21 protein-coding genes and 1 riboswitch are annotated in these 24,972 nt (G+C 63.2%); of the genes, 11 read left to right on the top strand and 10 right to left on the bottom strand.

The genetic code is table 11. The annotated features are described in order from the left end of the window. Positions 1-2 precede the first annotated feature (2 nt). Complete coding sequence (gene gcvT, locus AC0L2R_RS09490; RefSeq protein WP_473508580.1) at positions 3-1,103, bottom strand: glycine cleavage system aminomethyltransferase GcvT; 1,101 nt, start codon at positions 1,101-1,103, stop codon at positions 3-5. A gap of 152 nt (positions 1,104-1,255) precedes the next feature. Beyond that, a riboswitch (glycine riboswitch) is annotated at positions 1,256-1,343 on the bottom strand. Positions 1,344-1,507: 164 nt separating this feature from the next. On the opposite strand from gcvT, the gene AC0L2R_RS09485 reads away from it, so the two are divergent. Continuing rightward, positions 1,508-2,506: a hypothetical protein gene (locus tag AC0L2R_RS09485; RefSeq protein WP_473508579.1), complete on the top strand. Its 999-nt coding sequence runs from the start codon at positions 1,508-1,510 to the stop codon at positions 2,504-2,506. Positions 2,507-2,548: 42 nt separating this feature from the next. Here AC0L2R_RS09485 and AC0L2R_RS09480 read toward each other — a convergent pair whose 3' ends face one another. From AC0L2R_RS09480 to AC0L2R_RS09460, 5 genes are all read right to left on the bottom strand, one after another. Then, a complete protein-coding gene (locus tag AC0L2R_RS09480) occupies positions 2,549-3,337 on the bottom strand; it encodes a molybdopterin-binding protein (RefSeq protein WP_091597163.1) in 789 nt (262 codons plus the stop codon). Between the two features lies 1 nt (position 3,338). Further along, complete coding sequence (locus AC0L2R_RS09475; protein WP_473508578.1) at positions 3,339-4,220, bottom strand: cytochrome b/b6 domain-containing protein; 882 nt, start codon at positions 4,218-4,220, stop codon at positions 3,339-3,341. Between the two features lie 85 nt (positions 4,221-4,305). Then, positions 4,306-4,854, bottom strand: coding sequence for a DUF1345 domain-containing protein (locus AC0L2R_RS09470; protein WP_473508577.1), 549 nt, complete (start codon positions 4,852-4,854; stop codon positions 4,306-4,308). Between the two features lie 138 nt (positions 4,855-4,992). Further along, positions 4,993-5,460, bottom strand: coding sequence for a YaiI/YqxD family protein (locus tag AC0L2R_RS09465; protein WP_091597173.1), 468 nt, complete (start codon positions 5,458-5,460; stop codon positions 4,993-4,995). A 294-nt stretch (positions 5,461-5,754) separates the two neighbouring features. Continuing rightward, positions 5,755-6,882 carry an S-(hydroxymethyl)glutathione dehydrogenase/class III alcohol dehydrogenase gene (locus tag AC0L2R_RS09460; RefSeq protein WP_473508576.1) on the bottom strand — a complete coding sequence of 376 codons (1,128 nt, stop codon included), beginning with the start codon at positions 6,880-6,882 and terminating at the stop codon, positions 5,755-5,757. 199 nt (positions 6,883-7,081) lie between these two features. Between AC0L2R_RS09460 and AC0L2R_RS09455 the strand changes: the two genes are divergently transcribed. From AC0L2R_RS09455 to AC0L2R_RS09440, 4 genes are all read left to right on the top strand, one after another. Beyond that, positions 7,082-9,094: an acetyl-CoA carboxylase biotin carboxylase subunit gene (locus tag AC0L2R_RS09455; RefSeq protein WP_473508575.1), complete on the top strand. Its 2,013-nt coding sequence runs from the start codon at positions 7,082-7,084 to the stop codon at positions 9,092-9,094. A 300-nt stretch (positions 9,095-9,394) separates the two neighbouring features. After that, positions 9,395-12,922, top strand: coding sequence for a DNA polymerase III subunit alpha (gene dnaE / locus AC0L2R_RS09450; RefSeq protein WP_473508574.1), 3,528 nt, complete (start codon positions 9,395-9,397; stop codon positions 12,920-12,922). A gap of 99 nt (positions 12,923-13,021) precedes the next feature. Then, positions 13,022-14,032, top strand: a complete 1,011-nt coding sequence (locus tag AC0L2R_RS09445) for a methyltransferase (RefSeq protein ID WP_473508573.1) — start codon at positions 13,022-13,024, stop codon at positions 14,030-14,032. A gap of 103 nt (positions 14,033-14,135) precedes the next feature. Further along, entirely contained in the window at positions 14,136-14,939 is an 804-nt protein-coding gene (locus AC0L2R_RS09440) for a potassium channel family protein (RefSeq protein ID WP_473508572.1), read from the top strand. A gap of 103 nt (positions 14,940-15,042) precedes the next feature. On the opposite strand, the gene AC0L2R_RS09435 is transcribed toward AC0L2R_RS09440, so the two are convergent. Continuing rightward, complete coding sequence (locus tag AC0L2R_RS09435) at positions 15,043-15,924, bottom strand: DMT family transporter (RefSeq protein ID WP_473508571.1); 882 nt, start codon at positions 15,922-15,924, stop codon at positions 15,043-15,045. A 155-nt stretch (positions 15,925-16,079) separates the two neighbouring features. On the opposite strand from AC0L2R_RS09435, the gene AC0L2R_RS09430 reads away from it, so the two are divergent. After that, complete coding sequence (locus AC0L2R_RS09430; RefSeq protein ID WP_473508570.1) at positions 16,080-16,586, top strand: hypothetical protein; 507 nt, start codon at positions 16,080-16,082, stop codon at positions 16,584-16,586. 99 nt (positions 16,587-16,685) lie between these two features. Here the strand turns inward: AC0L2R_RS09430 and AC0L2R_RS09425 are convergent, their stop codons facing one another. After that, a complete protein-coding gene (locus AC0L2R_RS09425) occupies positions 16,686-18,014 on the bottom strand; it encodes a DNA polymerase IV (RefSeq protein WP_473508569.1) in 1,329 nt (442 codons plus the stop codon). A gap of 68 nt (positions 18,015-18,082) precedes the next feature. Between AC0L2R_RS09425 and AC0L2R_RS09420 the strand changes: the two genes are divergently transcribed. From AC0L2R_RS09420 to AC0L2R_RS09410, 3 genes are all read left to right on the top strand, one after another. Beyond that, entirely contained in the window at positions 18,083-18,658 is a 576-nt protein-coding gene (locus tag AC0L2R_RS09420) for a GNAT family N-acetyltransferase (protein WP_473508568.1), read from the top strand. 123 nt (positions 18,659-18,781) lie between these two features. Next, the gene (locus AC0L2R_RS09415) at positions 18,782-19,504 is read left to right on the top strand and encodes a DUF6065 family protein (protein ID WP_473508567.1); all 723 of its coding nucleotides are present in this window, start codon (positions 18,782-18,784) and stop codon (positions 19,502-19,504) included. Between the two features lie 459 nt (positions 19,505-19,963). Beyond that, positions 19,964-20,467: a hypothetical protein gene (locus AC0L2R_RS09410; RefSeq protein ID WP_473508566.1), complete on the top strand. Its 504-nt coding sequence runs from the start codon at positions 19,964-19,966 to the stop codon at positions 20,465-20,467. On the opposite strand, the gene AC0L2R_RS09405 is transcribed toward AC0L2R_RS09410, so the two are convergent. Next, on the bottom strand, positions 20,427-21,218 hold the full coding sequence (locus AC0L2R_RS09405; RefSeq protein WP_091593572.1) for an anti-sigma factor family protein: 792 nt from the start codon (positions 21,216-21,218) through the stop codon (positions 20,427-20,429). The two genes, AC0L2R_RS09410 and AC0L2R_RS09405, sit on opposite strands and share 41 nt — an antisense overlap. Further along, complete coding sequence (locus tag AC0L2R_RS09400; protein ID WP_473508565.1) at positions 21,215-21,757, bottom strand: RNA polymerase sigma factor; 543 nt, start codon at positions 21,755-21,757, stop codon at positions 21,215-21,217. The genes AC0L2R_RS09405 and AC0L2R_RS09400 overlap by 4 nt, the downstream gene beginning before the upstream one ends. Positions 21,758-21,882: 125 nt before the next feature. On the opposite strand from AC0L2R_RS09400, the gene AC0L2R_RS09395 reads away from it, so the two are divergent. Both AC0L2R_RS09395 and AC0L2R_RS09390 read left to right on the top strand, forming a co-directional pair. Continuing rightward, complete coding sequence (locus tag AC0L2R_RS09395) at positions 21,883-23,319, top strand: S8 family serine peptidase (RefSeq protein WP_473508564.1); 1,437 nt, start codon at positions 21,883-21,885, stop codon at positions 23,317-23,319. Between the two features lie 150 nt (positions 23,320-23,469). After that, positions 23,470-24,963, top strand: a complete 1,494-nt coding sequence (locus AC0L2R_RS09390; protein ID WP_473508563.1) for a hypothetical protein — start codon at positions 23,470-23,472, stop codon at positions 24,961-24,963. Positions 24,964-24,972 lie beyond the last annotated feature (9 nt).

Raw genomic sequence — 24,972 nt, 5'->3', positions numbered from 1 at the left:
GTTCATCCTTTGCGGTAGCGATGCGGCGTGAAGGGCAGGGGATTGATATCGACCGGGATTTTGGTCCCGCGAACGTCGGCGAAGAGTTTTGCGCCGGGTTTGGCCAGCGCCGTCTGGACATAACCCATGGCGACCGGATGGCCGGCCGAGGGGCCGAAACCGCCGGAGGTGACGTGGCCGGCGGGATTGCCGTCGGGATCGAAAAGGGCAGCACCGGGACGCACCGGCTGGCGGCCTTCCGGCTTCAGGCCGACGCGTTTCTGCGCCGGGCCGCGCTCCAGGATTGAACGCAATGCGTCGGCGCCGATGAAAGCGCCAGAGGCGCGAACCTCCTTCGGGATCGCCCACATCAGCCCGGCGCTGGCCGGGTCCATCTCAGGCGTGATGTCCAGTCCGTGCAGGCACAGCCCTGCTTCGAGCCGCAGGCTGTCGCGGGCGGCCAGCCCAACCCACATCACTCGCTCGTCCTCGAGCAGTTTGGCGACGAGATTTCGCGCATCCGCTTCCGGCAGGCCGACCTCGAAGCCGTCCTCGCCGGTATAGCCCGAGCGGCTCATGAACCAGTTTTCGCGCGGCTCGAAGCCGTGCATGAACAGCAGCGATCCGGTTTCGATGCCGGCGCGCGACAGGGCGGCCCAGGCTTCGGGACCCTGGATCGCCAGGAAGACGCGGCCGAGTGCGTCCACCTTTGTGTCAAAATCCATGGCAAGGGCGCGCAAGTGTTTTTCGTCGGCTTCGGCATTGCCGGCATTGGCGACGACCATGAAGCGTTGCCGGCCGAGCCTGGTGACGATCAGATCGTCGATGATGCCGGCCGCTTCATTGAGAAAGAACGTGTATTTGGACTGGGAAATCTCAAGCGCGCCGGCGTCGAACGGGCAGGCCCGATTGAGCAGTGCTTCAGCGCCCAAGCCACTGATCTCGAACAGCTTCATGTGTGAGATGTCGAACAGGCCGGCATGTTCGCGGGTATGAAGGTGCTCCTTCATCACGCCGGCCGGATAGGTGAGCGGCATCGACCAGCCGGCGAACGCGCCAAAGCGCGCACTGGCGGCCACGTGCAGGTCTTCGAGGGGAAGGTGTTTGGTGTCGTCGCCCGTCATGTCGTCTCCAGAGTCGCACGCAATCGGCCGCGAATGGCGACCAGTCCGTGCCCCTCTGTCTGAAGCCTGAGAGACTCGCGCCCCGTAACTCTGTCGGCAGCGCTTACACCTTCGGCGCGGGGCGAAAAAAGCCCCGACTTTCCAGAGTGTCTTTCCCGTCTACGGTTCTTTTTGCCTGAGAGATTTCGGGCGATTTCCCCTTCGGCGGCAGCTCTCGCTGCTCTCTCCCGCAAACAGGTAGGACTCAATTTGAGCCCTCGACTCGTCATCCATAGCCTGTCGGCGACACCTTGTCACCTGCTAGCGACAGCTTACCGACAAGTCTTCGCTAACCACGCGGTTTGCCGGTTTCTCAAGGAACTGCCGATATGTTGGGTCCAAGTGACGTATGGATGGGAAACGAAATGGGCGAATTGAAGAGCGTTCCGGTGGCCGAGCTGGCCTCGAAAAATCGGGTCACAGCGGAAGACGTGGTCATGCTGCGCCGCGAGGTATTCGGCGACGGGGTGGTGACGCGGAGCGAGGCCGAGGCGCTGTTTGCGCTCGACGCGATAGAAGGGGACAAATGCGCGGAATGGCCGGATTTTTTCATCGAAGCCATCACCGACCTCATCGTTCATCAGGAAAAGCCGGCGGGCTATATCTCGCAGGACAATGCCGACTGGCTGGTCCAAGCGATTTCGCGTGACGGCATGGTCGACAGCCTGACCGAACTCGAACTGCTCGTGCATGTGCTGGAAAAGGCGAAATCCTCGCCGAACGGGCTTTGCGCCTATGCGCTGGAGCAGGTCGCCCATGCCATCATCGACGGCAAAGGGCCGCTGATGCACGGCGGTAAGCTGGTTCCCGGGCTGATCGCCAAGGCTGAAGTCGAGCTTCTGCGCCGCATCCTCTATGCCTATGGCGGCGACGGCAACATTGCCATCACCCGCGCCGAGGCAGAGGTGCTGTTCAAGATCAACGAGCGGACCGCGGCAGCCAACAACGATCCATCGTGGAATGATCTGTTCGTCAAGGCGCTCGCCAATTACGTCATGTGCTCGGCCGGCTACGAAGCTCCGGTGCGCGACGTGGCGCTGCGGCAAGATGCTTTCCTGGAGCAGGCCGATCCAGAGATCGGCGGTTTCTTCGGCCGCATGGTTTCGGGTGGCCTCGCCGGCATCATGAAAGCCTACTGCGCGCCGGGCGATATCGAATCCGAATGGGAATCGAAGAACAAGGCAGCCGAAGCACTGGCACGCCGCGCCGAAACGATCGACGCGTGCGAGGCGGAATGGCTGGCCGAGCGCATCGGCAGCGACCGGCCGCTGCATGAGAACGAGCGCGCGCTGCTGACACTGATCAAGCACGCCTCGCCGGAAATCCATCCGGTGCTCAAGCCGCTGATCGACAAGGTCGCCTGAGCAAAGCACCAAACACTGATCGGAAATGGCGGAGCTATGGCGTCAAATGCCGCCGTACCAGTCGTAGCCATTGTCCTCCCAGTAGCCGCCCCTGCCGCCGCCGATCGCGGCGAAACTGTCGACCAGTTCGATCCGGCGGAGATACTTTGGCATCTTGTAGCCGATCTGGCGCTCGACGCGGACGCGCAGCGGCGCGCCGTTCTCGACCGGCAGCGGCTTGCCGTTCAGGCCATAGGCAAGGATCGTCTGCGGGTGACGGGCATCGATCAGGTCGATCGAGCCGTAATATTTGATGTCGCCGGACAGGCTGCGGTCGATCGTGTCGAGGCAATGGAACACGACGTAGCGCGCCTGTGGCTTGACCACCGCCTGATCAAGCACCAGCGACAGCGGCGTGCCGGTCCATTTGGCGATGCAACTCCAGCCTTCGACGCAGTCGTGGCGGGTGATCTGGGTGCGGCTTGGCATGTTCATCAATTGCTCGCGGGTCAGCGACAGCGGCTTTTCGACGAGGCCTGAGACATCGAGCCGCCAGTCGGCGAAATTGTTGGCGAGCAGGCTTTTGTAGACATCGTCGTCCGGCGCGGTGACGCCGTTCGGCCGCTGCGGCTGGCGAATGTCGGCTTCGGTAAATTCCGGCGCCAGCGAATCGCCGGCGAGCAGGCGTTGCGCGCGCCAGGTCAGGCCGTTGGCGCCTTCGAGGAAACTGCGCAGGCCGTCGCCGACACGAAGCTGGCTGTCGAATGCATCGCAACCCGACAGCATGATGCCGGTGACGCCGAGGCTGGCCGAGGTCAGGAATTTTCTGCGGCTGATCACAAACTTCGCCATCTCACGCACCCCTCTGCGGCGTCTTGCTGCCATGCGCCGGCGGATCGGTTCGGTACCAGCCGGTGATGATGGAACGCAGCTCGTTGATCGGGCCGGCAGCGAAGATCATCAGCATATGGATGATGAAGAAGGCGACGAGCAGCAGCATCACGACGAAATGGATTGTCCGCGCCGTCTGCCTGCCGCCAAGCAAATCGTTGAGGAATGGCAGCGCCGCGTTCATGCTCGGCGACATGGCAAGGCCGGTGATGATCATCAGCGGCAGCAGCACGAACATCACGCCGCCATAGGCCATCTTCTGCAGCGTGTTGTATTCGCGCGTGTGATGAAACTTGAATTTGGCATGATCGATGATGTCTCGCGGCAAACGCCTGAGATCGTCGATGCGCGGGACAAGATCGCGGCGCAGATGACCGTTGACCAGGCTGGCGACCAGCCACACGACCAAGGTCGTGGACAGTATCCAGGCGAAGAAGAAATGGACGACGCGGGCGGTGCCGAGGTCGTAATAGGAGGGGATTGTCGCCCAGGACGGGAAGGCGCGGGACGTCTCCCGACCCGCCGGCCCCGACCAGCCGAGCACACCGGTTGTGTCGAAGCGCTTGCCGAAGATTTCGGTGTAGCCGCGCGGGCCGTTTGCGGTGTTCTCGGCGCCGATGGCGAAGATGGTGTTGTTATATGCGAATCCCGATTCCTTGCCGATATAGAGCTGGGGGCGGGCATTGAAGATCTGCAGGCCGGAAAGCAGCATGAAGAACAGCGAAATGGCCCAAAGCCAGTGCGTCAGCCGCGTCCAGCGCGACTGCCGGTAGATCAGCGTTGCATCTTTCGGCGCGGCAGTATCTGGCCCGACAGTGGATTGGCTCCTGGCAACCGATTGCATTTTTTCGCGTCCTTCCGGCCGCTCAGTCGGCCTTTCCGATCGTTTCCTCCCAATACGTTGCCAGCCAAAGCGATGTTTCATCCGATCACGGAATTATTACAGACTGCCCGGTGCTACCGGCTCCCCAGCCGTCCGGCCGTTCCGTACCGGGAAATACGAGGCCGCCGACCGGCTTTTTCTGTTTCGCTTTGCTGCCGGGGTCGGTCTCTTCATCGTTGACCCAGTAAACATGGGCGTAGTGCAGCGCCGTCATGGCGTGGATGGTGAACCAGCCGAGGGGGATCGACAGCAGCGCGAAGGTGAGTTCGACAGGATGCGCGCTGCCCTCGCGATTGATCAATTGGAACAGCGAGATGATGGCAATGGTGACGACAATCAGCGTCACCGCAAAGATGACTAGCACCGGCTGGTCGGTGGCCCGCGCGTTCTTGCTTAAAAAGCGGCCGGTGAGCAGCGGCATCTGGGCGACGACGATGACGGTGTAGGCGGCGAAAAACGCATTGGCGCCGATCGAAAAGGCGAGCGGAGTGCGCAAGACCAGCGCGATCGCCAGTGCCACTACACCGATGCAGGCCGACACCGCGAACTGCATGTGGCGGTGCAGTGGTGTCTTCAGGGGCGTCTCGGTCGTCATGGCCCGGCCTCTGATGGCGGTCCGTCTTACCGCCGCTCGTCTCTTAGGGCTCGAACAGTATAGCACTTTTGACTGTGCGCATGATGCCGAAGATCGATTCCGGTTTTGCTGCGCTGACCTCCGGTTCGGGGTCAAGCGCTAGCCCAGTGCGGCGGATTTCAGCGCACGCCGCAAGATGCGGTCGAGCTCGCCAAGAAACCGCGAGCGGTCCTGCGGCGCGAAACTGGCATTGTAGCCCTTGCTTTCGCCGGTCTCGCGCAGATGCTGCTTGAGGTCGCGCATCGCTACCGCCATGCCGATCGTTTCCGGCGTGAACGGGCGTCCGGTCGGCCCAAGCACATGGGCGCCGAGCGCCACCGTGCGGGCGGCAAGCGGGATGTCTGATGTCACGACGATGTCGTTGGGCTTGGCATTGTCGACGATCCAGTCGTCCGCCGCGTCGGCGCCCTTGGACACGACGACGTTGCGGATCATCGGGTCGCGCGACGGGCGCAGCCCGCCATTGGAGACAAAGGTGACGACGACGCCATGGCGCTCGGCGACCTTCTCGACCTCGGCCTTCACCGGACAGGCATCGGCATCGACGTAAATGGCGGGTGCGGGCATGGTTCGTTCCAAGCGTATGAAGCCGGGCGATTGTGCCTGGATTGATGTTCGAGCGGTCAAAGGTCGGCGCTGCCCCTCATCCGCCTGCCGGCACCTTCTCCCCGTATAGTGACGGGGCGAAGGGGCTGGCCGCAACCTCGGCACGCTTTCTGCCACGCTGCAGATTGGCGAAATCCCTTTGCGAAGGCGTCTTTCTCCCCGTCACTATACGGGGAGAAATGCCCGGCAGGGCAATGAGGGGCGGCGCAGACCTAAAGCGATTGCCTTGCTTCCTCCCGGCCACGTCGCAAATTCTCAATAGACCACCACGCTCCTGATGCTCTTGCCCTCATGCATCAGGTCAAAACCCTTGTTGATGTCCTCCAGCTTCAGCGTGTGGGTGATCATCGGGTCGATCTCGATCTTGCCGTCCATGTACCAGTCGACGATCTTCGGCACGTCGGTGCGGCCGCGCGCTCCGCCGAAGGCGGTGCCCATCCAGGTGCGGCCGGTGACCAGCTGGAACGGCCGCGTCGAGATCTCCTGGCCGGCGCCGGCAACGCCGATGACCACCGACTTGCCCCAGCCGCGATGCGAAGCTTCTAGGGCCTGGCGCATCACCTTGGTGCTGCCGGTGCAGTCGAACGTATAGTCGGCGCCGCCGATCTGGTCGGCGCCGCGTTTTGTCATGTTGACGAGATAGGGCACGATATCGCCGTCGATCTCCTTCGGATTGACGAAATGCGTCATGCCGAATTTCTCGCCCCATTCCTTCTTGTCGTTGTTCAGGTCGACGCCGATGATCATGTCGGCGCCGGCAAGGCGCAGCCCCTGGATGACGTTGAGGCCGATGCCGCCGAGGCCGAAGACGGCGGCCGTGGCGCCGATCTCGACCTTGGCTGTGTTGATCACCGCGCCGATGCCGGTGGTGACGCCGCAGCCGATGTAGCAGATCTTGTCGAAGGGCGCGTCGGGATTGACCTTGGCCACCGCAATCTCGGGCAGCACGGTGAAGTTGGAGAAGGTCGAGCAGCCCATATAGTGGAAGATCTTGTCCTTGCCGATCGAGAAGCGCGACGAGCCGTCCGGCATCAGGCCTTGCCCCTGCGTGGCACGGATCGCGGTGCACAGATTGGTCTTTCTGGACAGGCAGGACGGGCATTGCCGGCATTCCGGCGTGTAGAGCGGGATGACGTGGTCACCCTTCTTGACCGAGGTGACGCCCTTGCCGATATCCACGACGATGCCGGCACCCTCATGGCCGAGGATTGCCGGAAAAATCCCTTCGGGATCGGCGCCCGACAGGGTGAACTCGTCGGTGTGGCAGATGCCGGTCGCCTTGATCTCGACCAGCACCTCGCCGGCTTGCGGGCCGTCGAGGTCGACCTCCAGGATTTCCAGCGGCTTTCCGGCGGCGACAGCGACAGCGGCACGGGTTTTCATCGGGGCTCTCCTCTCAAGCCAAAACGGCAATCGGGGCGAGCTTTAGCGTATCTGCAGGTTCTGGACTATGGGACGAATTGACAGTTCGGTGCCGGGTTTTGGTCGTCACCAGGCGACTTGCGCCCGGATATGCGCCTACGTGCCTTGACCGGTCGGGCCAAGCCCATAAAAGAAAGGCAGCCGAGGGAACAAAACCCGCATGTTCACAAAAATCCTGATCGCCAATCGTGGCGAGATCGCCTGCCGCGTCATCAAGACGGCGCGAAAGATGGGCATCGCCACCGTCGCGGTCTTTTCGGACGCCGATCGTGACGCCGTGCATGTCGAGATGGCCGACGAGGCTGTACATATCGGGCCTTCGCCGGCCTCACAAAGCTATCTGGTGCCGGAGAAGATCATCGCCGCCTGCAAGGCGACGGGTGCTGAAGCCGTGCACCCCGGCTACGGGTTTTTGTCCGAACGCGCCTCCTTCTGTGAAGCGCTGGAGCAGGAAGGCATCGTCTTCATCGGCCCGAAACCCGGAGCGATCAGGGCGATGGGCGACAAGATCGAATCGAAGAAATTCGCCAATGCAGCCAGGGTCAGCACGGTGCCCGGCTGGCTCGGCGTCATCGAGAATGCCGGTCATGCCGAGAAAATAGCCGGCGAGATCGGCTATCCCGTGATGATCAAGGCCTCGGCCGGCGGCGGCGGCAAGGGCATGCGCATCGCCTGGAGCAAGGCCGAGGTGCGCGACGGGTTCGACCGGGCGCGGTCGGAGGCCAAAAGCTCGTTCGGTGACGACCGCGTCTTCATCGAAAAGTTCGTGGTCGATCCGCGCCACATCGAGATCCAGGTGCTGGCCGACGCGCATGGCAATGCGCTTTATCTCGGCGAGCGCGAATGCTCGATCCAGCGCCGCAACCAGAAGGTCGTCGAAGAGGCGCCTTCACCTTTCCTCGACGCCAGGACCCGGAAAGCCATGGGCGAGCAGGCGGTGGCGCTGGCCAGCGCGGTCGACTACCAGAGCGCCGGCACGGTCGAGTTCATCGTCGACAGCGAAAAGAACTTCTATTTCCTTGAAATGAATACACGATTGCAGGTCGAGCATCCGGTGACCGAGCTCGTCACCGGCATTGACCTGGTCGAGCAGATGATCCGCATAGCAGCCGGCGAAAAGCTCGCCATCAAGCAAAGCGACGTCAAGCTGAACGGCTGGGCGGTGGAAAGCCGGCTCTACGCCGAGGACCCGTATCGCAATTTCCTGCCGTCGATCGGCCGGCTGACGAGATACCGGCCACCGCAAGAGGGACAGTCCGGCGACGTCGTCATCCGCAACGATACCGGGGTTGCCGAGGGTTCGGAAATCTCGATGTTCTATGACCCGATGGTCGCCAAGCTGTGCACCTGGGCGCCGACTCGGCTCGCGGCAATAGACGCCATGTCCGAAGCGCTCGACAGTTTTGTCGTCGACGGCATCGAGCACAACATGCCGTTCCTGGCGGCGCTGATGCAGCATCCGCGCTGGCGGGAAGGGCGGATATCGACCGCCTTCATATCAGAGGAATATCCCGACGGCTTTGCGCCGATCGTGCCTGACAGCGAAGAAACGGCCGTGCTCGCAGCGATCGCCACCGCGGTCGAACTGCTGCGCCGCGACCGGCTCGACCGGCTCGGCGGGCGGCTGGCGCCGCATTCGGGTGTGCTGAAACGCGACTGGGTGGTCAAGATCGGCAAGGATTACCTTTCGGCTTCGGTTATCGAAGGCATGATCTCCATTCCGATGGAGCTCGGTCTGTCGATCGACGGCGGCACGGCGCTGACGGTGGCGTCCGACTGGCGGCCGGGCGATCTCGTCTGGCGCGGCACGGTCGGCGACCGAAGGATCGCTGCGCAGGTCAGGCCGGTGCTGAACGGGCTTCGCGTCGCCTGGAAAGGCATGTCGGTGAGCGCACGCGCCATGCTGCCGCGCACCGCCGAGCTCGAAAGGCTGATGCCGGAAAAAGTGGCGCCGGATACGTCGAAGATGCTGCTCTGCCCGATGCCCGGCCTTGTCGTGTCGATCGCCGTTGCCGAAGGGCAGGAGGTCAAGGCCGGCGAGACGCTGGCGGTCGTCGAGGCGATGAAGATGGAAAACGTGCTGCGCGCCGAGCGCGATCTCACCGTGTCGAAACTCAAGGCAAAACCGGGCGACAGTCTCGCCGTCGACGCGGTGATCATGGAATTTGCGTGAGGATACAAGGAAATCGCATTGGTTGGCGCTGCCCCTCATTGCCCTGCCGGGCATTTCTCCCCGTATAGTGACGGGGAGAAAGACGCCTTCGCAAAGGGATTTCGCCAATCTGCAGCGTGGCAGAAAGCGTGCCGAGGTTGCGGCCAGCCCCTTCGCCCCGTCACTATACGGGGAGAAGGTGCCGGCAGGCGGATGAGGGGCAGCGCCAGCATCGACAATTGGCCTGTCGCTGGACTCGCATCGTCCAGTGCCGGACAATACATCCTCATCGACTGAGTCCTCTCAAACGGCGATAAAAAAATGGCGAATGAGACACTTCCCCGCGATCCGTTGCGGCGCGAGGCCTTTGTGAAGGCGTCGCGGCCGGAAGCGCCGGCGCGGCCGTTCATTCATCTGCGCGTGCATTCGGCCTATTCGCTGCTCGAAGGCGCCTTGCAGCTCGGCACGGTTGTCGGCCATGCGGTCAAAGATGACGCCCCGGCCATTGCCGTCACCGACACCAACAATCTGTTCGGCGCGCTCGAATTTGCGCAAAAGGCGGTGAAGGAGGGCATCCAGCCGATCATCGGCTGCCAGACCGCTCTCGCTTTTTCCGGTGAAGCCAGCGACAGCCAGCGCGACCGCAGGCGGCAGGGCCCGGAAATGCGGCCGGTGGTTTTGATCGCGGCGACCGAGGCCGGCTACAGCAATCTGGTCAGGCTGGTCAGCCGGGTCTATCTGGAAACGCCGCCCGGCGAGGCCGTGCATCTGACGACCGAGATGCTGCAAGGCCATTGCGACGGCCTGATCTGTCTCAGCGGCGGGCCGCGCGGCCCGATCGGCAACGCGCTGAAAGAGGACCGCCGCGACCTCGCCGAGACGCGGCTTCTGGCGCTCAAGGCGCTGTTCGGCGACCGGCTCTATGTCGAGCTGGAACGGGTTTTCGGCTATGACCGGGCCATCGAGAAATCGTCAGTCGACCTCGCCTATATCAATGACTTGCCGCTGGTTGCCACCAACGAGGCGTTTTTCTCCTCGCGCGACGACTATGAGGCGCATGATGCGCTGATCGCCATCGCCGAAGGGTCGGTCGTCGCCGTCGACAATCGCCGGCGGCTGTCGCCCGACAATTTTCTGAGAAGCCAGGCCGACATGGCGAGGCTGTTCGCCGATCTGCCGGAGGCGATCGACAACACCGTCGAAATAGCGCTGCGCTGCTCCTACTATCCCAAGACCCGCAACCCGATCCTGCCGCGCTTTGCCGGCGGCGATGTCGCCGATGCCGATGCGGCGGTGAAGGCGGAGGCGCAGGAGCTTGCCAGGCAGGCGCATGAAGGGCTGGAGGCGCGCCTCGCCGCGCATGGCCTGGCCCCTGGCTACGCGGTCGAGCAATACCGCGAAAGGCTGGAATTCGAGCTCGGCATCATCGAGAAAATGAAGTTCCCCGGCTATTTCCTGATCGTCGCCGACTTCATCAAATGGGCGAAGGCGCAAGGCATCCCGGTCGGGCCGGGGCGCGGTTCGGGCGCCGGCTCGCTGGTCGCCTATTCGACGACCATCACCGACATCGATCCGCTGCGCTTCTCGCTGCTGTTCGAGCGCTTCCTCAATCCCGACCGTGTGTCGATGCCCGACTTCGACATCGATTTCTGCCAGGACCGGCGCGAGGAGGTCATCCGCTACGTCCAGCAGAAATACGGTCGCGACCAGGTCGGCCAGATCATCACCTTCGGCACGCTGCAGGCCCGCGCGGTGCTGCGCGATGTCGGCCGCGTGCTGCAGATGCCCTATGGCCAGGTCGACAAGCTCAGCAAAATGGTGCCGTCGAACCCGGCCAATCCGGTCAAGCTCGCCGACGCCATCGCCAACGAGCCGCGCTTTGCCGAGGAGGCGGAGCGCGAGCCGATCGTGCAGACGCTGCTCGACATGGCGCAGAAGCTGGAAGGGCTCTACCGCCACGCCTCGACGCACGCCGCCGGCATCGTCATCGGCGACCGGCCGCTGTGGGAGTTGGTGCCGATGTACCGCGACCCGCGCTCCGACATGCCGGTCACCCAGTTCAACATGAAGTATGTCGAGCAGGCCGGCCTGGTGAAGTTCGACTTCCTCGGCCTGAAGACGCTGACGGTGCTGGAGACCGCGGTCAAGCTGATCCGCCGCCGCGGCATCGAGATCGATCTTGCCCATATTCCGCTCGACGACCCCGACACCTATGCCATGCTGTCACGCGGCGAAGTGGTCGGCGTGTTCCAGGTGGAAAGTGCCGGCATGCGCAAGGCGCTGATCGGCATGCGGCCCGACTGCATCGAGGACATCATTGCGTTGGTCGCGCTTTACCGGCCGGGCCCGATGGAGAACATCCCGACCTACAACGCCAGAAAGCATGGCGAGGAGGAGATGGCTTCGATCCATCCGAAAATCGACCATCTGGTGAAGGAGACGCAAGGCGTCATCGTCTACCAGGAGCAGGTGATGCAGATCGCGCAGGAGCTTGCCGGCTATTCGCTGGGCGAAGCCGACCTGCTGCGCCGCGCCATGGGCAAGAAGATCCGCGCCGAGATGGACAAGCAGCGCGAGCGCTTCGTCTCGGGGGCGATCGAGCGCGGCGTCGGCAAGCCGCAAGCCGACTTCATCTTCGACCTGCTGGCAAAGTTCGCCGACTATGGTTTCAATAAGTCGCATGCCGCCGCCTATGCGGTCGTCTCCTACCAGACGGCCTATCTGAAGGCGCACTACCCGGTCGAATTCCTGGCCGCGTCGATGACGCTCGACATGGGCAACACCGATAAACTCGCCGATTTCCGCCAGGATGCGCTGCGCCTCGGCATCGATGTCGTGGCGCCGTCGGTGATATCAAGCTTCCGCGCCTTCGAGGTCGCCGAGAACCGGATCTTCTATTCGCTGGCCGCGCTCAAGGGCGTCGGCGACGCGGCGGTCGAGCATATCGTCGCCATGCGCGGCGAAAAACCGTTCAAGAACCTCGCCGATTTCTGCGAAAGGGTCGACCCGAAGATCGTCGGCAAGCGCGTCTTCGAAAGCCTGATCATGGCCGGTGCGCTCGACTGCTTCGGCCACGAGCGCGCCGCGATGATGGCCGGCGTCGAGCGGATGATGGGGCTGGCGTCGCTGGCGCAGCAGAATGCAATGTCGGGCCAGCACGACATTTTCGGCGCCTCGCTCGGCGCACAGTCGCAGGCGCTCAACCTGCCGGAGACCGACCCGTGGCTTGCCGCCGACCGCCTGCACCGTGAATTCCAGGTGGTCGGCTTCTATCTCTCGGCGCACCCGCTGGACGAATACAAGGCGGCGCTGCAGAAGATGCGGGTGCAGACCTGGGCCGAGTTCTCGGCCGCCGTCAAACGCGGCGCTGCCGCCGGGCGGCTTGCCGGCACCGTCACTACCAAGCAGGAGCGCAAGACGCGCACCGGCAACAAGATGGGCGTCGTGCAGTTCTCCGACACGTCAGGCCAGTATGAAGCAGTGCTGTTTTCCGAAGGTCTGGCGCAATATCGCGACCTGCTCGAGCCCGGCCGTTCGGTGGTGATCACAGTTTCGGCCGAGGACAGGCCCGAAGGCGTCAATCTGCGCATCCAGACGGTGCAGTCGCTGGAGGACGAGGCAAGCCGCATCCAAAAAGCCTTGCGCATCTTTGTCAGGGATGACCGGCCGGCGTCGGCGATTCAATCGCAGCTTACCCAGCGCGGCGATAGCCAGGTGAGCATTATCGTCATCAAAGACGAGGCGCAGGGCGAGGTCGAGATCGAACTGCCCAACCGTTACCGCGTCTCGCCACAGATCGCCTCGGCCATGCGGGCGGTGCCGGGCGTGGTGGAGGTGGAGTTGGTGTGAGCTAACGACCGTATTCCGCCGGTCGCATTGCCCGGTGACGATGCCGCTGGTATTGTGGGCTCGGCGGCCTGGGTCTTTTGGCGGCCGGGGGAGTGCGTCATGGATGAGCGGGATGCCGCTGCCGAACTCCAGAAAATGGTCAATGGGTTCCAGGTATCTCAGGCGATATGCGTCGCCGCCACGCTGGGCATTGCAGACCATCTCAAGGACGGAAAACGCAGCAGCGGCGAACTGGCCGTGCTGACCAATACCCATCCGCAGGCGCTCTACCGGCTGCTGCGCGCCCTTGCGTCCGCCGGCGTGTTCCATGAAGCGAAAGACCGGTCCTTCTCGCTGACCCCGGTTGGCGGCGCGTTGCGATCCGACGTTCAGCATTCGGTCGCGTCGTGGGCAATTCTGGCCGGACGGCCGTATTTCCGTCAGGCATGGAGCGATCTGCTGCACAGTGTCAGCACCGGCGAAAACGCCTTTCGCCACGCTTATGGCAAGGGCGTTTGGGAATACCGGGCGGAGCATCCGGAAGAGTCCGTCGTTTTCGACCGGGCGATGACGGCCATGTCGCGTGGCGTCGCCGCTGCGGTGCTCGCGGCCTATGACTTCCGGCAGTTCTCTGTCGTTATGGATGTAGGCGGCGGGCAGGGCGCGCTGCTTGCCGAAATCCTCCGCCGCAATCCCGGCCAGCGCGGCATTCTATTCGATCAGCCGCAGGTCGTGGCGAAGGCCGGCCCGGTCTTCGACGCCGCGGCTGTGGCCGATCGCTGCGACATCGTCGCCGGCGATTTCTTCGTCTCGGTGCCCGAAGGAGCCGATGCGATTGTGCTTAAATGGATCCTGCATGACTGGGACGACGACACAAACATCCGGATCCTGAAAAGCTGCCGCCGGGCGATTCGCCCAGAAGGCAAACTGCTGGTGCTCGAGAGCATTCTGGCGCCGCCCAATGAAGGCGCCGTCGCAAAATTCGGCGATCTGAACATGCTGGTCATGCCGGGCGGGCAGGAGCGCACGGCGGAAGAATTCAGGTTGCTGCTTGTCGCGTCGGATTTTCGGGTCGCGAATATCGTTGAAGCCGGACCTCGCATCAGCATCATCGAGGCCGAACCGGTCTGATTGCTTTCCGGGTGTGGAACGCTGCGGATGTACTCAAGCCACAGCGGCTTGCCTCTGCTCTGCCCACTGGACGGCTGTCGCAGCGAGCGTTATCGCAATTGTCATGAAGGCGCCGGAAAGGGACGGAGTGCAGGATTTTTCAGCCTTGACGCGGCTGCGCGACACATTGCGCAAACTCTATCACGGGCGCACGCCTGCGGCTTTCCGGTTTCAGCTGGCGGCTGTTATCATCGACCTTGCCATCATCGCCTTCTTCATCGCCACACCGGTGATCCAGGAATCGTCCTCGTTCCTCTGGCTCGATTATTCAGTGGCAGCGCTTGTCGCCGCCGACATGATTGCCCGGCTGCTGGCGTCAAACAACATGCTGCGCCTGATGAAACAGCCGACGTCGTGGGTCGACGGCTTCATCCTGCTGACGCTGCTGCTGCCTTCGGCGCTGGCCAATCTGGGTTTTCTGCGCATATTGCGGCTGTGGTCGCTGTCGCGCAGCGGCGCGCTGTGGCGGTTTTTCGAGATGCGCGGCCTCAAAAAATGGCGCGAGGCAAGCCATGCAGTCATCAATCTCCTGACATTCCTGTTTGTCGTCACCGGTTTCGTCTACACCTTCTTCTTCCGCACCGGGGCCGGTCTCGAAGGCTATGTCGATGCGCTGTATTTCACCGTCGCCACGGTGACCACGACCGGCTTCGGCGACATCGTCCTGCCGGGGATAGCCGGCAAGCTCACCGCCATCGTTACCATGATCATCGGCATATCGCTGTTCGTCAGGCTGGCACAGGCGCTCTTCCGTCCCAACAAGGTCTTCTTCCCGTGCCCGCAATGCGGCCTTCAGCGGCATGAAGCCGACGCCGTCCACTGCAAGGCCTGCGGGCATCTCCTCAACATACCCGACGAAGGCGACTGAAATGCGAGGCTAAGCGCGGTTTTGTGGAACAAATACCGCGCGGTAGCTCTTTGCTTTAACGCATTTTGTCGGACGCCAAACGAAGACGTTTGGCTGCAAAATGCTAAGACGCTGCCACTTCCGCTGGTTTGGTCGCCTTTTTCTGCAGATTAAGCAGATTGCCCAGCAGGATCAGCAAGGCGCCCCCGGCGGTGAAGGCGTCGATCTGCTCCTGATACAGCAGCCAGCCGATCAGCGCCGACAGCGGCACGCGCAAAAAGTCCATCGGCGAGATGACGGTGGCGTCGGCATAGGCGAGTGCGCGCGCCATGCAGAAATGCGACGACATGCCGGTGAAGGCGATCAGCAGGATCCACGGCCACAGTTCGAGCGGCGGGTTGCGCCATTCGTAGAGCGCCGGGATCAGCCCGAGCACCGACTGGATGACCAGCATCCAAAAGATGATGGACACGACGCTGTCCGTCCGCGTCAGCGATTTGACCAGGACCACGGATATGCCGAAGCAGACCGCGGCACCCAGCACGACAACATGTCCCGGATCGACCGAGCCAACGCCCGGACGGACGATGATCAGCACACCGATCAGCCCGAGCACGATCGCCGCAAGTCTTGGCCGGCTTAGTCTTTCACCAAGAAAGCCGACCGCCAGAATGGCCGTCCAGATCGGCGTCGTGAATTCGATGGAGATCAGCACGGCCAGCGGGATCAATGTCAAGGCGTAGAGCCATGCCGCCTGGCCGACAAAATGGACGACGTTGCGGGCGATATGGGCGGTGGGGCGTTTGCTGCGCATTGCCGCAAAACCGCCTGACATCATCACCAGCGGCAGGAGGATGAACAGGCCGATCACCGAGCGCAGCTCCAGCACTTGGAAGACGTTGAGCTCGGCGGTCGTGGCGCGGCCGGCGACCGACATCGTCAGAAACGATGCGATCGACAGCGCCATCCAGAACGCAGCCTTGGGGATCGAGGGCGAGGGTGCCATGCGCGCTATGTCGCAAGCCGGGACTTTCACCGCAACCGCTAGTCGACGCATTCGGCTGGGCCAGAAGCGAGGTGTTGCAAAACGGTCATCTCGAAGGCGGAACCTGCCGTCACGGCGAGCGTTGGTCCAACAGCCAATTCAAGGGGAGAGATCCAATGAAATCATGTGCACGATTTGCACTCGCCGGCTGCCTGACGGCTGCCGCCGGCGCGGCTCATGCCGACGAGGCCGATTTTCTTCGCTCGTTCGAGGGGAATTTTGCCGGCAAGGGCACCGTCAAGGTAACCACCGAGGCGCCGACGGTGAACGTCTCCTGCCGCTTCAATTCCGACGCGACATCGAGTTCACTGTCGCTGGACGGCACCTGCCGCGGTCTCGTCGTGGTGACGCGCGCCATCAGTGCCGACCTGAAGTCCAGCGGGACGAAGTACACCGGCACCTATGTCGGATCCCGCACCGGACCGGCGCAGCTCAGCGGCAGGCGCTCGGGCAATGCGATCAATCTCGGCATCCGCTGGGCGAAGGAGGTCAACGGCGACCGCACCGCGCAAATGACCGTCGAGAAGAACGGCGAGGACGGCATGCGGCTGACCGTTATCGACGTCGACCCGAAAACCGGCGAGCGCGTGACGACCAGCCGGATCGATCTGCGACGCACCTGAAGCGGCCCGCTTTACCTTGTCTTGTTTTGAGCGTGGTCTTTCCGAGAACTGGATCCGCTTTTCGCTTGCGCGGACATTCGGTTCGGGGTCATGCTTAAACTAATCCTCGATCGGCTCTGACGGGTGGGCGTTGCGGCCCTTGCCGAAGGTGTAGCCGGTCTCCACCGCCCTGCGGCCGAACTTGTCGCGCAACCTGTCGATGGCGCTTTCGGCCATGGCACGCTTGCGTGACTGGATATCGACGAGGTCGGGCGGATCGGCTTTTTCGTCATTCGAGAGGTCGCTGACGCCGATGCCGAGCAGCCGGTATCGGGTGCCGTCCGCCTCCTTGCGCAGCAGCTCGAGCCCGGTCGAGAAAATGCGGTCAGCCAGCCGTGTCGGGTCGCCGAGCTGCCGGTTGCGCGTGCGGGTCTTGAAATCCTGCGTCTTCAGCTTCAGCACGACGGTGCGCCCGGCAATGCCGGATTTCTTCAGCCGCCCCGAGACTTTTTCCGACAGCGCTCTCAGCACCGAAACCAGTTGCTCGGGGGAGGCGATGTCGGTGTCGAAAGTGGTCTCCGCCGAGACGCTTTTCGCATCCTGGTCGGGGTGGACGCGGCGGTCGTCCTCGCCGCGTGAAAGATGGTACAGCCGGTCGCCCATCACGCCGTAGCGGCGCATCAGGTCGCCGCGCTCCATGCGCTGCAACTGGCCGATGGTGCGGATGCCGTCGCGTTCAAGCGTGGCGGCGAAGGCTTTTCCCACCCCCCAGATCAGCGTCACCGGCTGCTCGGCCAGAAAGCCGGTCGCCTCGGCCTCGCCGATCACCGAAAAGCCGCGCGGCTTGCGAAAGTCCGACGCCACCTTGGCCAGGAACTTGCAGTAGGAAAGGCCTGATGAAACGGTGATGCCGATCTCTTTCTCCACACCCAACGCGAAGCGCGCCAGCACCACCGCCGGCGGCAGGCCATGCAGGCGCTCGGTGCCGGAAAGGTCCAGAAACGCTTCGTCGATGGAGATCGGCTCGACCAGCGGCGTCAGCGCCTGCATCATGGCGCGCACCTCGCGGCCGACGCGACCATATTTTTCCATGTCCGGCGGGATGACGACCGCTTCCGGACAGGCTTCGAGCGCCTTGAACATCGGCATCGCCGAGCGCACCCCGTGGATGCGGGCGATGTAGCAAGCGGTGGAGACGACGCCGCGCTTGCCGCCGCCGATGATCAACGGCCGGTCCTTCAGCGCCGGGTTGTCGCGCTTTTCGACCGCCGCATAAAACGCGTCGCAATCGATATGGGCGAGATGCAGCCGATAGATCTCCGGATGGCGGGCCAGCCGTGGACTGCCACAGCGCTCACAGCGCCGTGCCTCACCGCGCTGAAAGGTCAGGCAGTCGCGGCAAAAACCGTGATCGGGATTGTTGACAGGAACCGCCATCGCTGCGAACATAAAGAGAACAAAAGCAATGGTACGTCAGGACGGACGCCACGACAAGGCGGTGGGCCGGGAGAGAGTTCGTGAATACGACCATAGCGCCGCTGGTGCCCGAGCTTTGGGCGGATTTTGAAGATCTTTTCGGTAAGCAGGGCGCCTGCTACGGCTGCTGGTGCACACATTTCCGGCTGTCGCCGGCAGCGCGCCGCGCCAGAAACGGGGAACGCAACAAGGACCACATCAAGGCGCGGATCGAGGCCGGGCCGCTACCGGGCCTGCTGGCGTTCGAGGATGGCAAGGCGGTCGGCTGGATGCAGATCGGCCCGCGCGCCGACGTGCCCGAATGGAACAACAAGGGCAGGGGGTCGGCGCCGGTCGATCCCGCCGACGCCACCGATCCGGGCGTCTGGGCGATTTCCTGCTTCTTCATCCGCGTCAAGGCGCGCGGCCGGGGCGTGACGCACCGGCTGGTCGAAGGCGGCATCGAATTTGCTCGCCAGAATGGCGCTCGGCTGGTCGAGGCATGTCCGATCGACCTGTCGAAAGATTCGCGTTCGATCGGGCTGTTCGTCGGCTCGTCGCGGGTCTTCGAGAAAGCCGGTTTCGAGAGGCTGGTCGAGCGCAAGGCGGGCCGGCCGCTGATGCGATTGGTGCTTTAGTCAACGCTGCTGTGCGCGCCGCGGCGACCGAACTATCGTAGTCGGCCTGCATATCAGACGCCCATCCGGGAATAAATCCGGCTGCGGCCCGTTCCTCCTCGGATTTTTCCATGGAGGCCATCGATGTTTCATTTTTCCCAGACTTCTCAGAAGACCTCTCGCTCGATCCGGTTTGCCTGTCGGCCGGAAGATCATGGCGTCATCGCGCCGCCAGTGGCGGCCAAGACGGTCCTGCCGGACTGGTTCCGCAAACTGCCGCCGGTCGATGCGCAGCAAGCCTCGGCCACCAACAATGGCCTGACCGTCAAGCGCTGCATGCCGTTTCTCGACGCGATGACAACCGGCTGGATCCTGCCGATCGCGGCGACAGTCCGCCTTGAGGTCAAGGATGGCGGCAGCGCCGTCGATGCCGGCTGGGAGTTCGACAGGGTGATGGTGAGCAATCATGGCGCGCATCAGGTCGCCGGCAATCCGAAGGAACCGGCACCGCCATGCAAGTTTCACAATTACTGGTCGATCCGTACCCCGCCGGGCTGGAGTTGTCTGTTCCTGCCGCCGCTCAATCGGCCGGCTCAGCCTTTCGAATGCGTCGCCGGCATCGTCGATACCGACACCTATACAGCCCACATCCATTTTCCGTTCTTTGCGACGGCGCCGGATGGCCTCTACGTCATCGAAAAGGGAACGCCGCTGGTCCAGGTCATACCGTTTCGCCGCGAAGATGCGGCGCTCAAGGCCGAGATCCAGGCGGAGACCGGAGCCGAGGCGACCGAGCGCGAAAAGGTCTACCGCAACACGATTGCAAGCGAAGGCTGGTATCGCAAATGGGCCCGCGCGGCCCGCTAGACTTTTTCTGGAGAAGAATACGAAAACGGGGCCGCTAGGCCCCGTTTCCTTGTGGATTGGCCAGGGGCGCGAAGCGAAGCGGCGCAGACCCCTAATGCTGATCTGCAGTGATCCTTCGCGCCCCCCTCTGTCCTGCCGGACATCTCCCTCACTTGGGGGGAGATTGGCTCCCCTCGGCTTTCGCCAATTTTCAACGTTGAAAAAATTGGCGCCGTCGCCGAAGCCGCCGATCTCCCCCCAAGTGGGGGAGATGTCCGGCAGGACAGAGGGGGGCGCCTCGCTCCGCCATCACAGGTTCTGCGCCAATCGCCAGCGAATGCGAAACGGGAGCCCGCTGGCCCCCGTTTCTCGGTCGATTGCCAAAGCGGCGGGTCGAAGCGCGCCGCCGCTCTATCGTCCGGCCGATGTCAACGCCGCCAGTTGCGCGACCAGCCGCGATCCGAACCGTTCGAGTTCGAGTTGGAGGAACTGTTCGACGATGAGTTCGAATTCGAGTTGCTCGAGGAATTGGAACTGGAGTTCGAATTCGAATTGCTCGACGAATTAGAGCTGGAATTCGACGAACCGTTGGACGACGAATTGGAGCTCGAATTTGAAGAGCTGTTGCCAGCGACGATGAAGGAACCGTCGCTTTGGCTGGACATTGCCGCCGGCGGACGCTCGGTTTCCGGCGCTCCCGCGGGAGACTCCTTCGCCTGCGCCGTGGTGCTCGCGAGCGCTGCCATTCCTGCGACCAGTGTCGACTTGAGCTTCCAGTGTCTTGTCATGGTAGTTACTCCTTGTTTCAGACCGGACCGGCAGTTGCGGCCCGGCGGAGTAACGGGCGATCGCCGGCTTTATTCCATTCAAAGAAAGTTGGATTCCATTTCAGAGCAAGCCGGGCCAGAGCAAGCGGGGTCAGAGCAGCCGGGCCGTAGCAGTTTCACTTCCGGTCCTTTTGACGGATCTCGTCCAGCGCCTTGACTTCCTCCTCGGCTGACATCGGAGCGCCTGCTTCGATCGCCGAAAGATAGGCGTCGAGGGCTTCGGTCGACGAGGCCGGGGCATAGCCTCCGGCGTCGCCCGGCGCCACGACCGCGAAGCTGACGCGCCATTCGTCGCCGGAACGGCAGGCGACCGACATCACCGTGGAGCGGTCCTGCGAGTCGACCTCGAACTCGCGGCACAAATCCTGCGAATCGTTACGGAACGTAGCGATGGCCCGGAACCGGTCGCTGATCCCGGCGAGCTTGATCTCCTTGCCGGACTCGACCGTTTCAAGGGCCTGGGCCAGGCCCGGCCTGATGACGCCGGCAACCCACAAGCCGCCCTGCGTGCGTTCGTTGCTGCCTGCTGCCCAATAGCCGGCGAGCCCGCCGCCAATTGCCGCCGCGAGAGAGGCGGCAATTGGCAGCATCCATCGAGACCTCGAAGCAGGCCCTGCCAAGCGCCTGTTGCCGAAGGGCAGTATCGATGCCGTCGCCGCTTTCTCGCCGGCACGCCTGGCCTCGATCATCTGCTCGACGGCCGCGACAAGTTTTTCGGGAACCGGCTCGTCGAGCAGCGGCTTCAGCGCGGCCTGCGCCTGCGCTCTGGTTTCGATGAACACAGCAATCCTGGCCACCAGACGGTCGTCCGTTTCCATCGCCTGCTCGATCCTGGCGACCATGTCCGGATCAAGCTCACCGTCGGCGAACCGCATCAGGATTTCGTCCGAAAAAGTCTCTTCGGTCATTTTGCAGCCCCTTTTGTGACCGGAGAACGGGTGGGCGCCGAAGATATTCCAGTCGCCTCCGCCAGATTCCTCCTCGCCCGGGCCAGCCTGCTCATCACCGTCCCGATCGGCACGGCAAGGACTTCCGCGGCCTCCTTGTAGGAGAGGTCTTCGACACAGACCAGAAGCAGCACGTCGCGCTGGTCGGCGGCGAGATCGCCTATGGCTTGCGCCACGCTGTTCAGCGCCAGCCGCGCCTCCATCTCGCGCTCACCGGAAACGCCGGCGATGTCATGGCGCCCGTCGATATCGTCCTGCGGGCCGGCGACCTTGCGCTTGCGGATGTCGTCGATCCACAGATTTCGCAGGATCTTGAACATCCACGCGTCGAAGCGCGTCCCTGGCTCGAAACGCTGCTCGTTGGCGAGCGCCCGTTCACAGGCGCGCTGGACAAGATCGTCCGCGATGTCGCGGGACCGGCACAGCGCAATCGCGAACCGGCGCAGATTCGGCAGAAAAGCGACAAGCTGATCTTGGACGCGGTCGGCTTTTTCCGGCATGTTGCCCCAGGTTCTGGAATAAAGCGGCCCCGCGCCCGTTCCTCGCAAGGCTAGCTTATTGCCGGACAGCTCCGCTAGCCTCGCGATGTTGAAAATCGGCGACGGCCGGAAATGTGAGGGAGACCATGCGCGCCACCTCCTGGTTGAGACCAAAAGCCCTGCTGCTTTTCTGGGTCGCCGTCGCATTGCTCGTCGATCCTCAGGCGCCGGGCGGCCAGCTGGCGCTCGGCGAGTTCGGACCAAGATCGGCGTTGGCCGATGACGACGGTGGCGGTGACGATGGCGGCGACGATGGCGGCGGTGATGACGGTAGTCGGTCCGGCGCTTCGCCTGGTGGGTCGCGAACGACGCCCCGCCGATCGACCGGACCGAACCTGTTTCGCGCGCTGACGGATCGGTTTCTTCCGCGCCCGCCAAGGCGCGGCGGCAGGCGTGCGCAACGGCCAGCCGCCCCTTTGCCGTCTCGGGCACCGGACCAGATCGTGGCGACCGGGCTGAGTTCGGCTGAGATCGGTCGGCTTCAGGCAACCGGCTTCACCGTACTGGACCGTGCCGCCATTCAGCTTCTTGGATCGGAGCTGATTCGGTTGCGCATTCCACCCAACATGCCGCTGGAGGCTGCGCGCGATCTTGTCATCGATGCCGCTCCGCAGTCGACGGCAGATTTCGTGCATTACTACCGGCCCGGACAAGAAGCCGAATGTGCCGGGCCGCACTGCGCCGCCGCGGGCCTGATCGGCTGGCCGGCCGGTAGCGGACTGCCAGCCGGCTGCGGTGGCATTGTCACGATCGGCCTTATCGACACCGCGATCAATCCTGCGCATGACGCCTTCTCGAAAGGCCGGGTCGAAGTTCTTCGCCTGTCGGACGACGGCGTTCCCGAGTCCGGCCGCCAGCACGGTACCGCCGTCGCGGCCCTGCTTGTCGGCGGCGCCGACAGCCGTACTCCCGGCCTGCTGCCGCACGCCAGGCTCATCGCGGTCGATGCGTTTCATCGGGGCGATCGCCAGGATGACCGCTCGGACGCCTACGATCTGCTTCGCGCGCTCGACCTTCTTTCGGCGCGCGGCGTGCAGGTGACGAATATGAGCCTGTCGGGACCTGCGAATGCGCTTCTCGAGCAGGTTGTCCGAAGACTCTCCGAACGCGGCATGGTGATCGTCGCCGCCGCCGGCAATGGCGGCCCAAAAGCCGGGCCTGCCTATCCGGCGGCCTATGCTGAAGTGATCGCGGTGACGGCGGTCGACCGCATGAAACGCCCCTACAGGCGCGCCGGCCGCGGCGAGCATATCGACCTGGCCGCTCCCGGCGTCCAAGTGTGGACGGCCGCGTCGGTCCGCGGCGCACGGCCGAAGACCGGCACCTCCTTCGCGGCGCCCTTCGTCACCGCAGCCGCTGCCTTGATGAAATCTGCAAACGGCAACGCCACCGCAGCCGACATTCAAGACGCGCTCGGCAAGTCGGCGGAAGATCTCGGCGCGCCGGGCAAGGACGACGTCTTCGGCTGGGGCCTGCTCAATGCCAGTGCCGCTTGCCTCGTCACGTCGAAGAAGGCGACCTGAAGCTCCACTGTCGATGCCGGAGGATAGCGCGGAGGGCGAAGGCTGGTTATAGACCGGCTTCCAGCCCCAACGAGGGGATTGCACCCCGACGGTTTCCGATTACGGTTGCGGCTGGAGTTTTTACCACAGAAACAGCAACGGAGATTCTGCGTGAATCGTGTTCTGCCGGCCGTCTTTGTCCTCGCGCTCAGCGCGCCTGCCTTCGGCCAGACCGTCGACGGCGAGGGTGCCAAGCAGCTCTCCGAAAATCTGTCCCGCTATTTCGGCAGCAAGGCGATCGACAGCGGTTTCCTGAAGGTTTCGGTGGAAGGCGACGCCTACAAACTCGCCGTCGATTTCAAACCTGTCGTGGACCTGCTGGCGGCGCAGAATTCCTTCAAGTTCGACTTCAGCCCCTACGCATTGCTCGTCAAGCCAGGCAGCAACGGGACATGGAGCGTCTCGGCGGACGTGTCGCAAAGCGGGTCCTTCGAGTTCAAGGGGCCAGAGGGCCCGCAAAGCATGCAGTTCTCGATTACAGACGGCAAGTTTTCCGGCGTCTACGATCCCGAACTGGCGGCTTTCACCAGCGCCACACAGTCGATAGCCGGGATGACGATGAATTCCCGGGACGCCGTGCAGCGCGCCAAGGTGAGCACCGGCGCCGGTACGGCCACCATGAACGCAAGCAAAGCTGCGAATGGCGGCGTCGATTTCACCGCGACGCAGACGCTCGCCGATTTCGCCGAAGCGCTCGACTTTGACGATCCCAAGAGCGGGCTGAAATTCCCGCTCACGATCAAATCGCCAAACCTGTCGGTGAACGCGACCGGCAAAGGCGTGCGGACCAGGCCGCTTCTCGATCTGCTGGCATTTGCCGTCGCCAATGAAGACGAGGCCAGACTGAAGGCCAACCAGGCGCAGCTCAAATCGCTCCTGCTCGCCGCGCTGCCTCTGTGGGAGCGGATCGACGGAACCTACGGGTTCAAGGATCTTACCGTCGAAAGCCCGGTCGGGCTTTTCGGGGCGACTGAGCTGGACACAGGCTTCGGGACCGACGGCATCGCCCAGAACGGAGCAATCAACTACTCGATCAGGGCCGCGGGACTGAAGATCCCTAACAATCTCGCGCCCGCCTGGAGCACGGCGCTGCTGCCGACCGATGTCAATCTGAGTTTCGGCGGCGCGAATATCGATCTCGACAGCATGGCGAAGAAGGCGATCGAAGCCTTTGATCTGAACAAGAATCCACCGCTGCCGGCCGACTTCGGCGATACCTTGACCGCTGATTTCATGGCCAAGATGCCGAAATTTGTCATCGGCCACAGCACGGTGAAAAACGGCGATATGGAAATCGCGATGGAAGGCGAGATGACGTTCGCCGGCATGAAGCCGGAGGCCAATGTGACCATCGATATCGCAGGCTATGACAGGATCGTGGAAAGCCTGCAGGCGGCAGCGAAGTCGGAGCCGGAAGCCGCGCAATATGTGCCGGTGGCGCTTGCGATCAAGGGATTCGGCAAGACGCTGCCGGACGGCCGCATCGAATGGGTCGTCAACGGCAAGCCGGACGGTTCGGTCAGCGTCAATGGTGTCATGGTGAAGCCGGCCGATCCGGTTGGGAATGATGAAGGCGACGACGGCGAAGAAGAAGCGACGCCGTAGGCGTTTTCG

This window comes from Mesorhizobium sp. WSM4820 (assembly GCF_055811075.1).
This window is presented reverse-complemented; position numbering and strand designations above follow the sequence as displayed.

Excerpts from the sequence above, each read along its gene's own strand:
- gcvT (WP_473508580.1), bottom strand. The coding sequence starts at position 1,103 with ATGACGGGCGACGACACCAAACACCTTCCCCTCGAAGACCTGCACGTG.
- AC0L2R_RS09485 (WP_473508579.1), top strand. The coding sequence starts at position 1,508 with ATGGGCGAATTGAAGAGCGTTCCGGTGGCCGAGCTGGCCTCGAAAAAT.
- AC0L2R_RS09480 (WP_091597163.1), bottom strand. The coding sequence starts at position 3,337 with ATGGCGAAGTTTGTGATCAGCCGCAGAAAATTCCTGACCTCGGCCAGC.
- AC0L2R_RS09475 (WP_473508578.1), bottom strand. The coding sequence starts at position 4,220 with ATGCAATCGGTTGCCAGGAGCCAATCCACTGTCGGGCCAGATACTGCC.
- AC0L2R_RS09470 (WP_473508577.1), bottom strand. The coding sequence starts at position 4,854 with ATGACGACCGAGACGCCCCTGAAGACACCACTGCACCGCCACATGCAG.
- AC0L2R_RS09465 (WP_091597173.1), bottom strand. The coding sequence starts at position 5,460 with ATGCCCGCACCCGCCATTTACGTCGATGCCGATGCCTGTCCGGTGAAG.
- AC0L2R_RS09460 (WP_473508576.1), bottom strand. The coding sequence starts at position 6,882 with ATGAAAACCCGTGCCGCTGTCGCTGTCGCCGCCGGAAAGCCGCTGGAA.
- AC0L2R_RS09455 (WP_473508575.1), top strand. The coding sequence starts at position 7,082 with ATGTTCACAAAAATCCTGATCGCCAATCGTGGCGAGATCGCCTGCCGC.
- dnaE (WP_473508574.1), top strand. The coding sequence starts at position 9,395 with ATGGCGAATGAGACACTTCCCCGCGATCCGTTGCGGCGCGAGGCCTTT.
- AC0L2R_RS09445 (WP_473508573.1), top strand. The coding sequence starts at position 13,022 with ATGGATGAGCGGGATGCCGCTGCCGAACTCCAGAAAATGGTCAATGGG.
- AC0L2R_RS09440 (WP_473508572.1), top strand. The coding sequence starts at position 14,136 with ATGAAGGCGCCGGAAAGGGACGGAGTGCAGGATTTTTCAGCCTTGACG.
- AC0L2R_RS09435 (WP_473508571.1), bottom strand. The coding sequence starts at position 15,924 with ATGGCACCCTCGCCCTCGATCCCCAAGGCTGCGTTCTGGATGGCGCTG.
- AC0L2R_RS09430 (WP_473508570.1), top strand. The coding sequence starts at position 16,080 with ATGAAATCATGTGCACGATTTGCACTCGCCGGCTGCCTGACGGCTGCC.
- AC0L2R_RS09425 (WP_473508569.1), bottom strand. The coding sequence starts at position 18,014 with ATGTTCGCAGCGATGGCGGTTCCTGTCAACAATCCCGATCACGGTTTT.
- AC0L2R_RS09415 (WP_473508567.1), top strand. The coding sequence starts at position 18,782 with ATGTTTCATTTTTCCCAGACTTCTCAGAAGACCTCTCGCTCGATCCGG.
- AC0L2R_RS09405 (WP_091593572.1), bottom strand. The coding sequence starts at position 21,218 with ATGACCGAAGAGACTTTTTCGGACGAAATCCTGATGCGGTTCGCCGAC.
- AC0L2R_RS09400 (WP_473508565.1), bottom strand. The coding sequence starts at position 21,757 with ATGCCGGAAAAAGCCGACCGCGTCCAAGATCAGCTTGTCGCTTTTCTG.
- AC0L2R_RS09395 (WP_473508564.1), top strand. The coding sequence starts at position 21,883 with ATGCGCGCCACCTCCTGGTTGAGACCAAAAGCCCTGCTGCTTTTCTGG.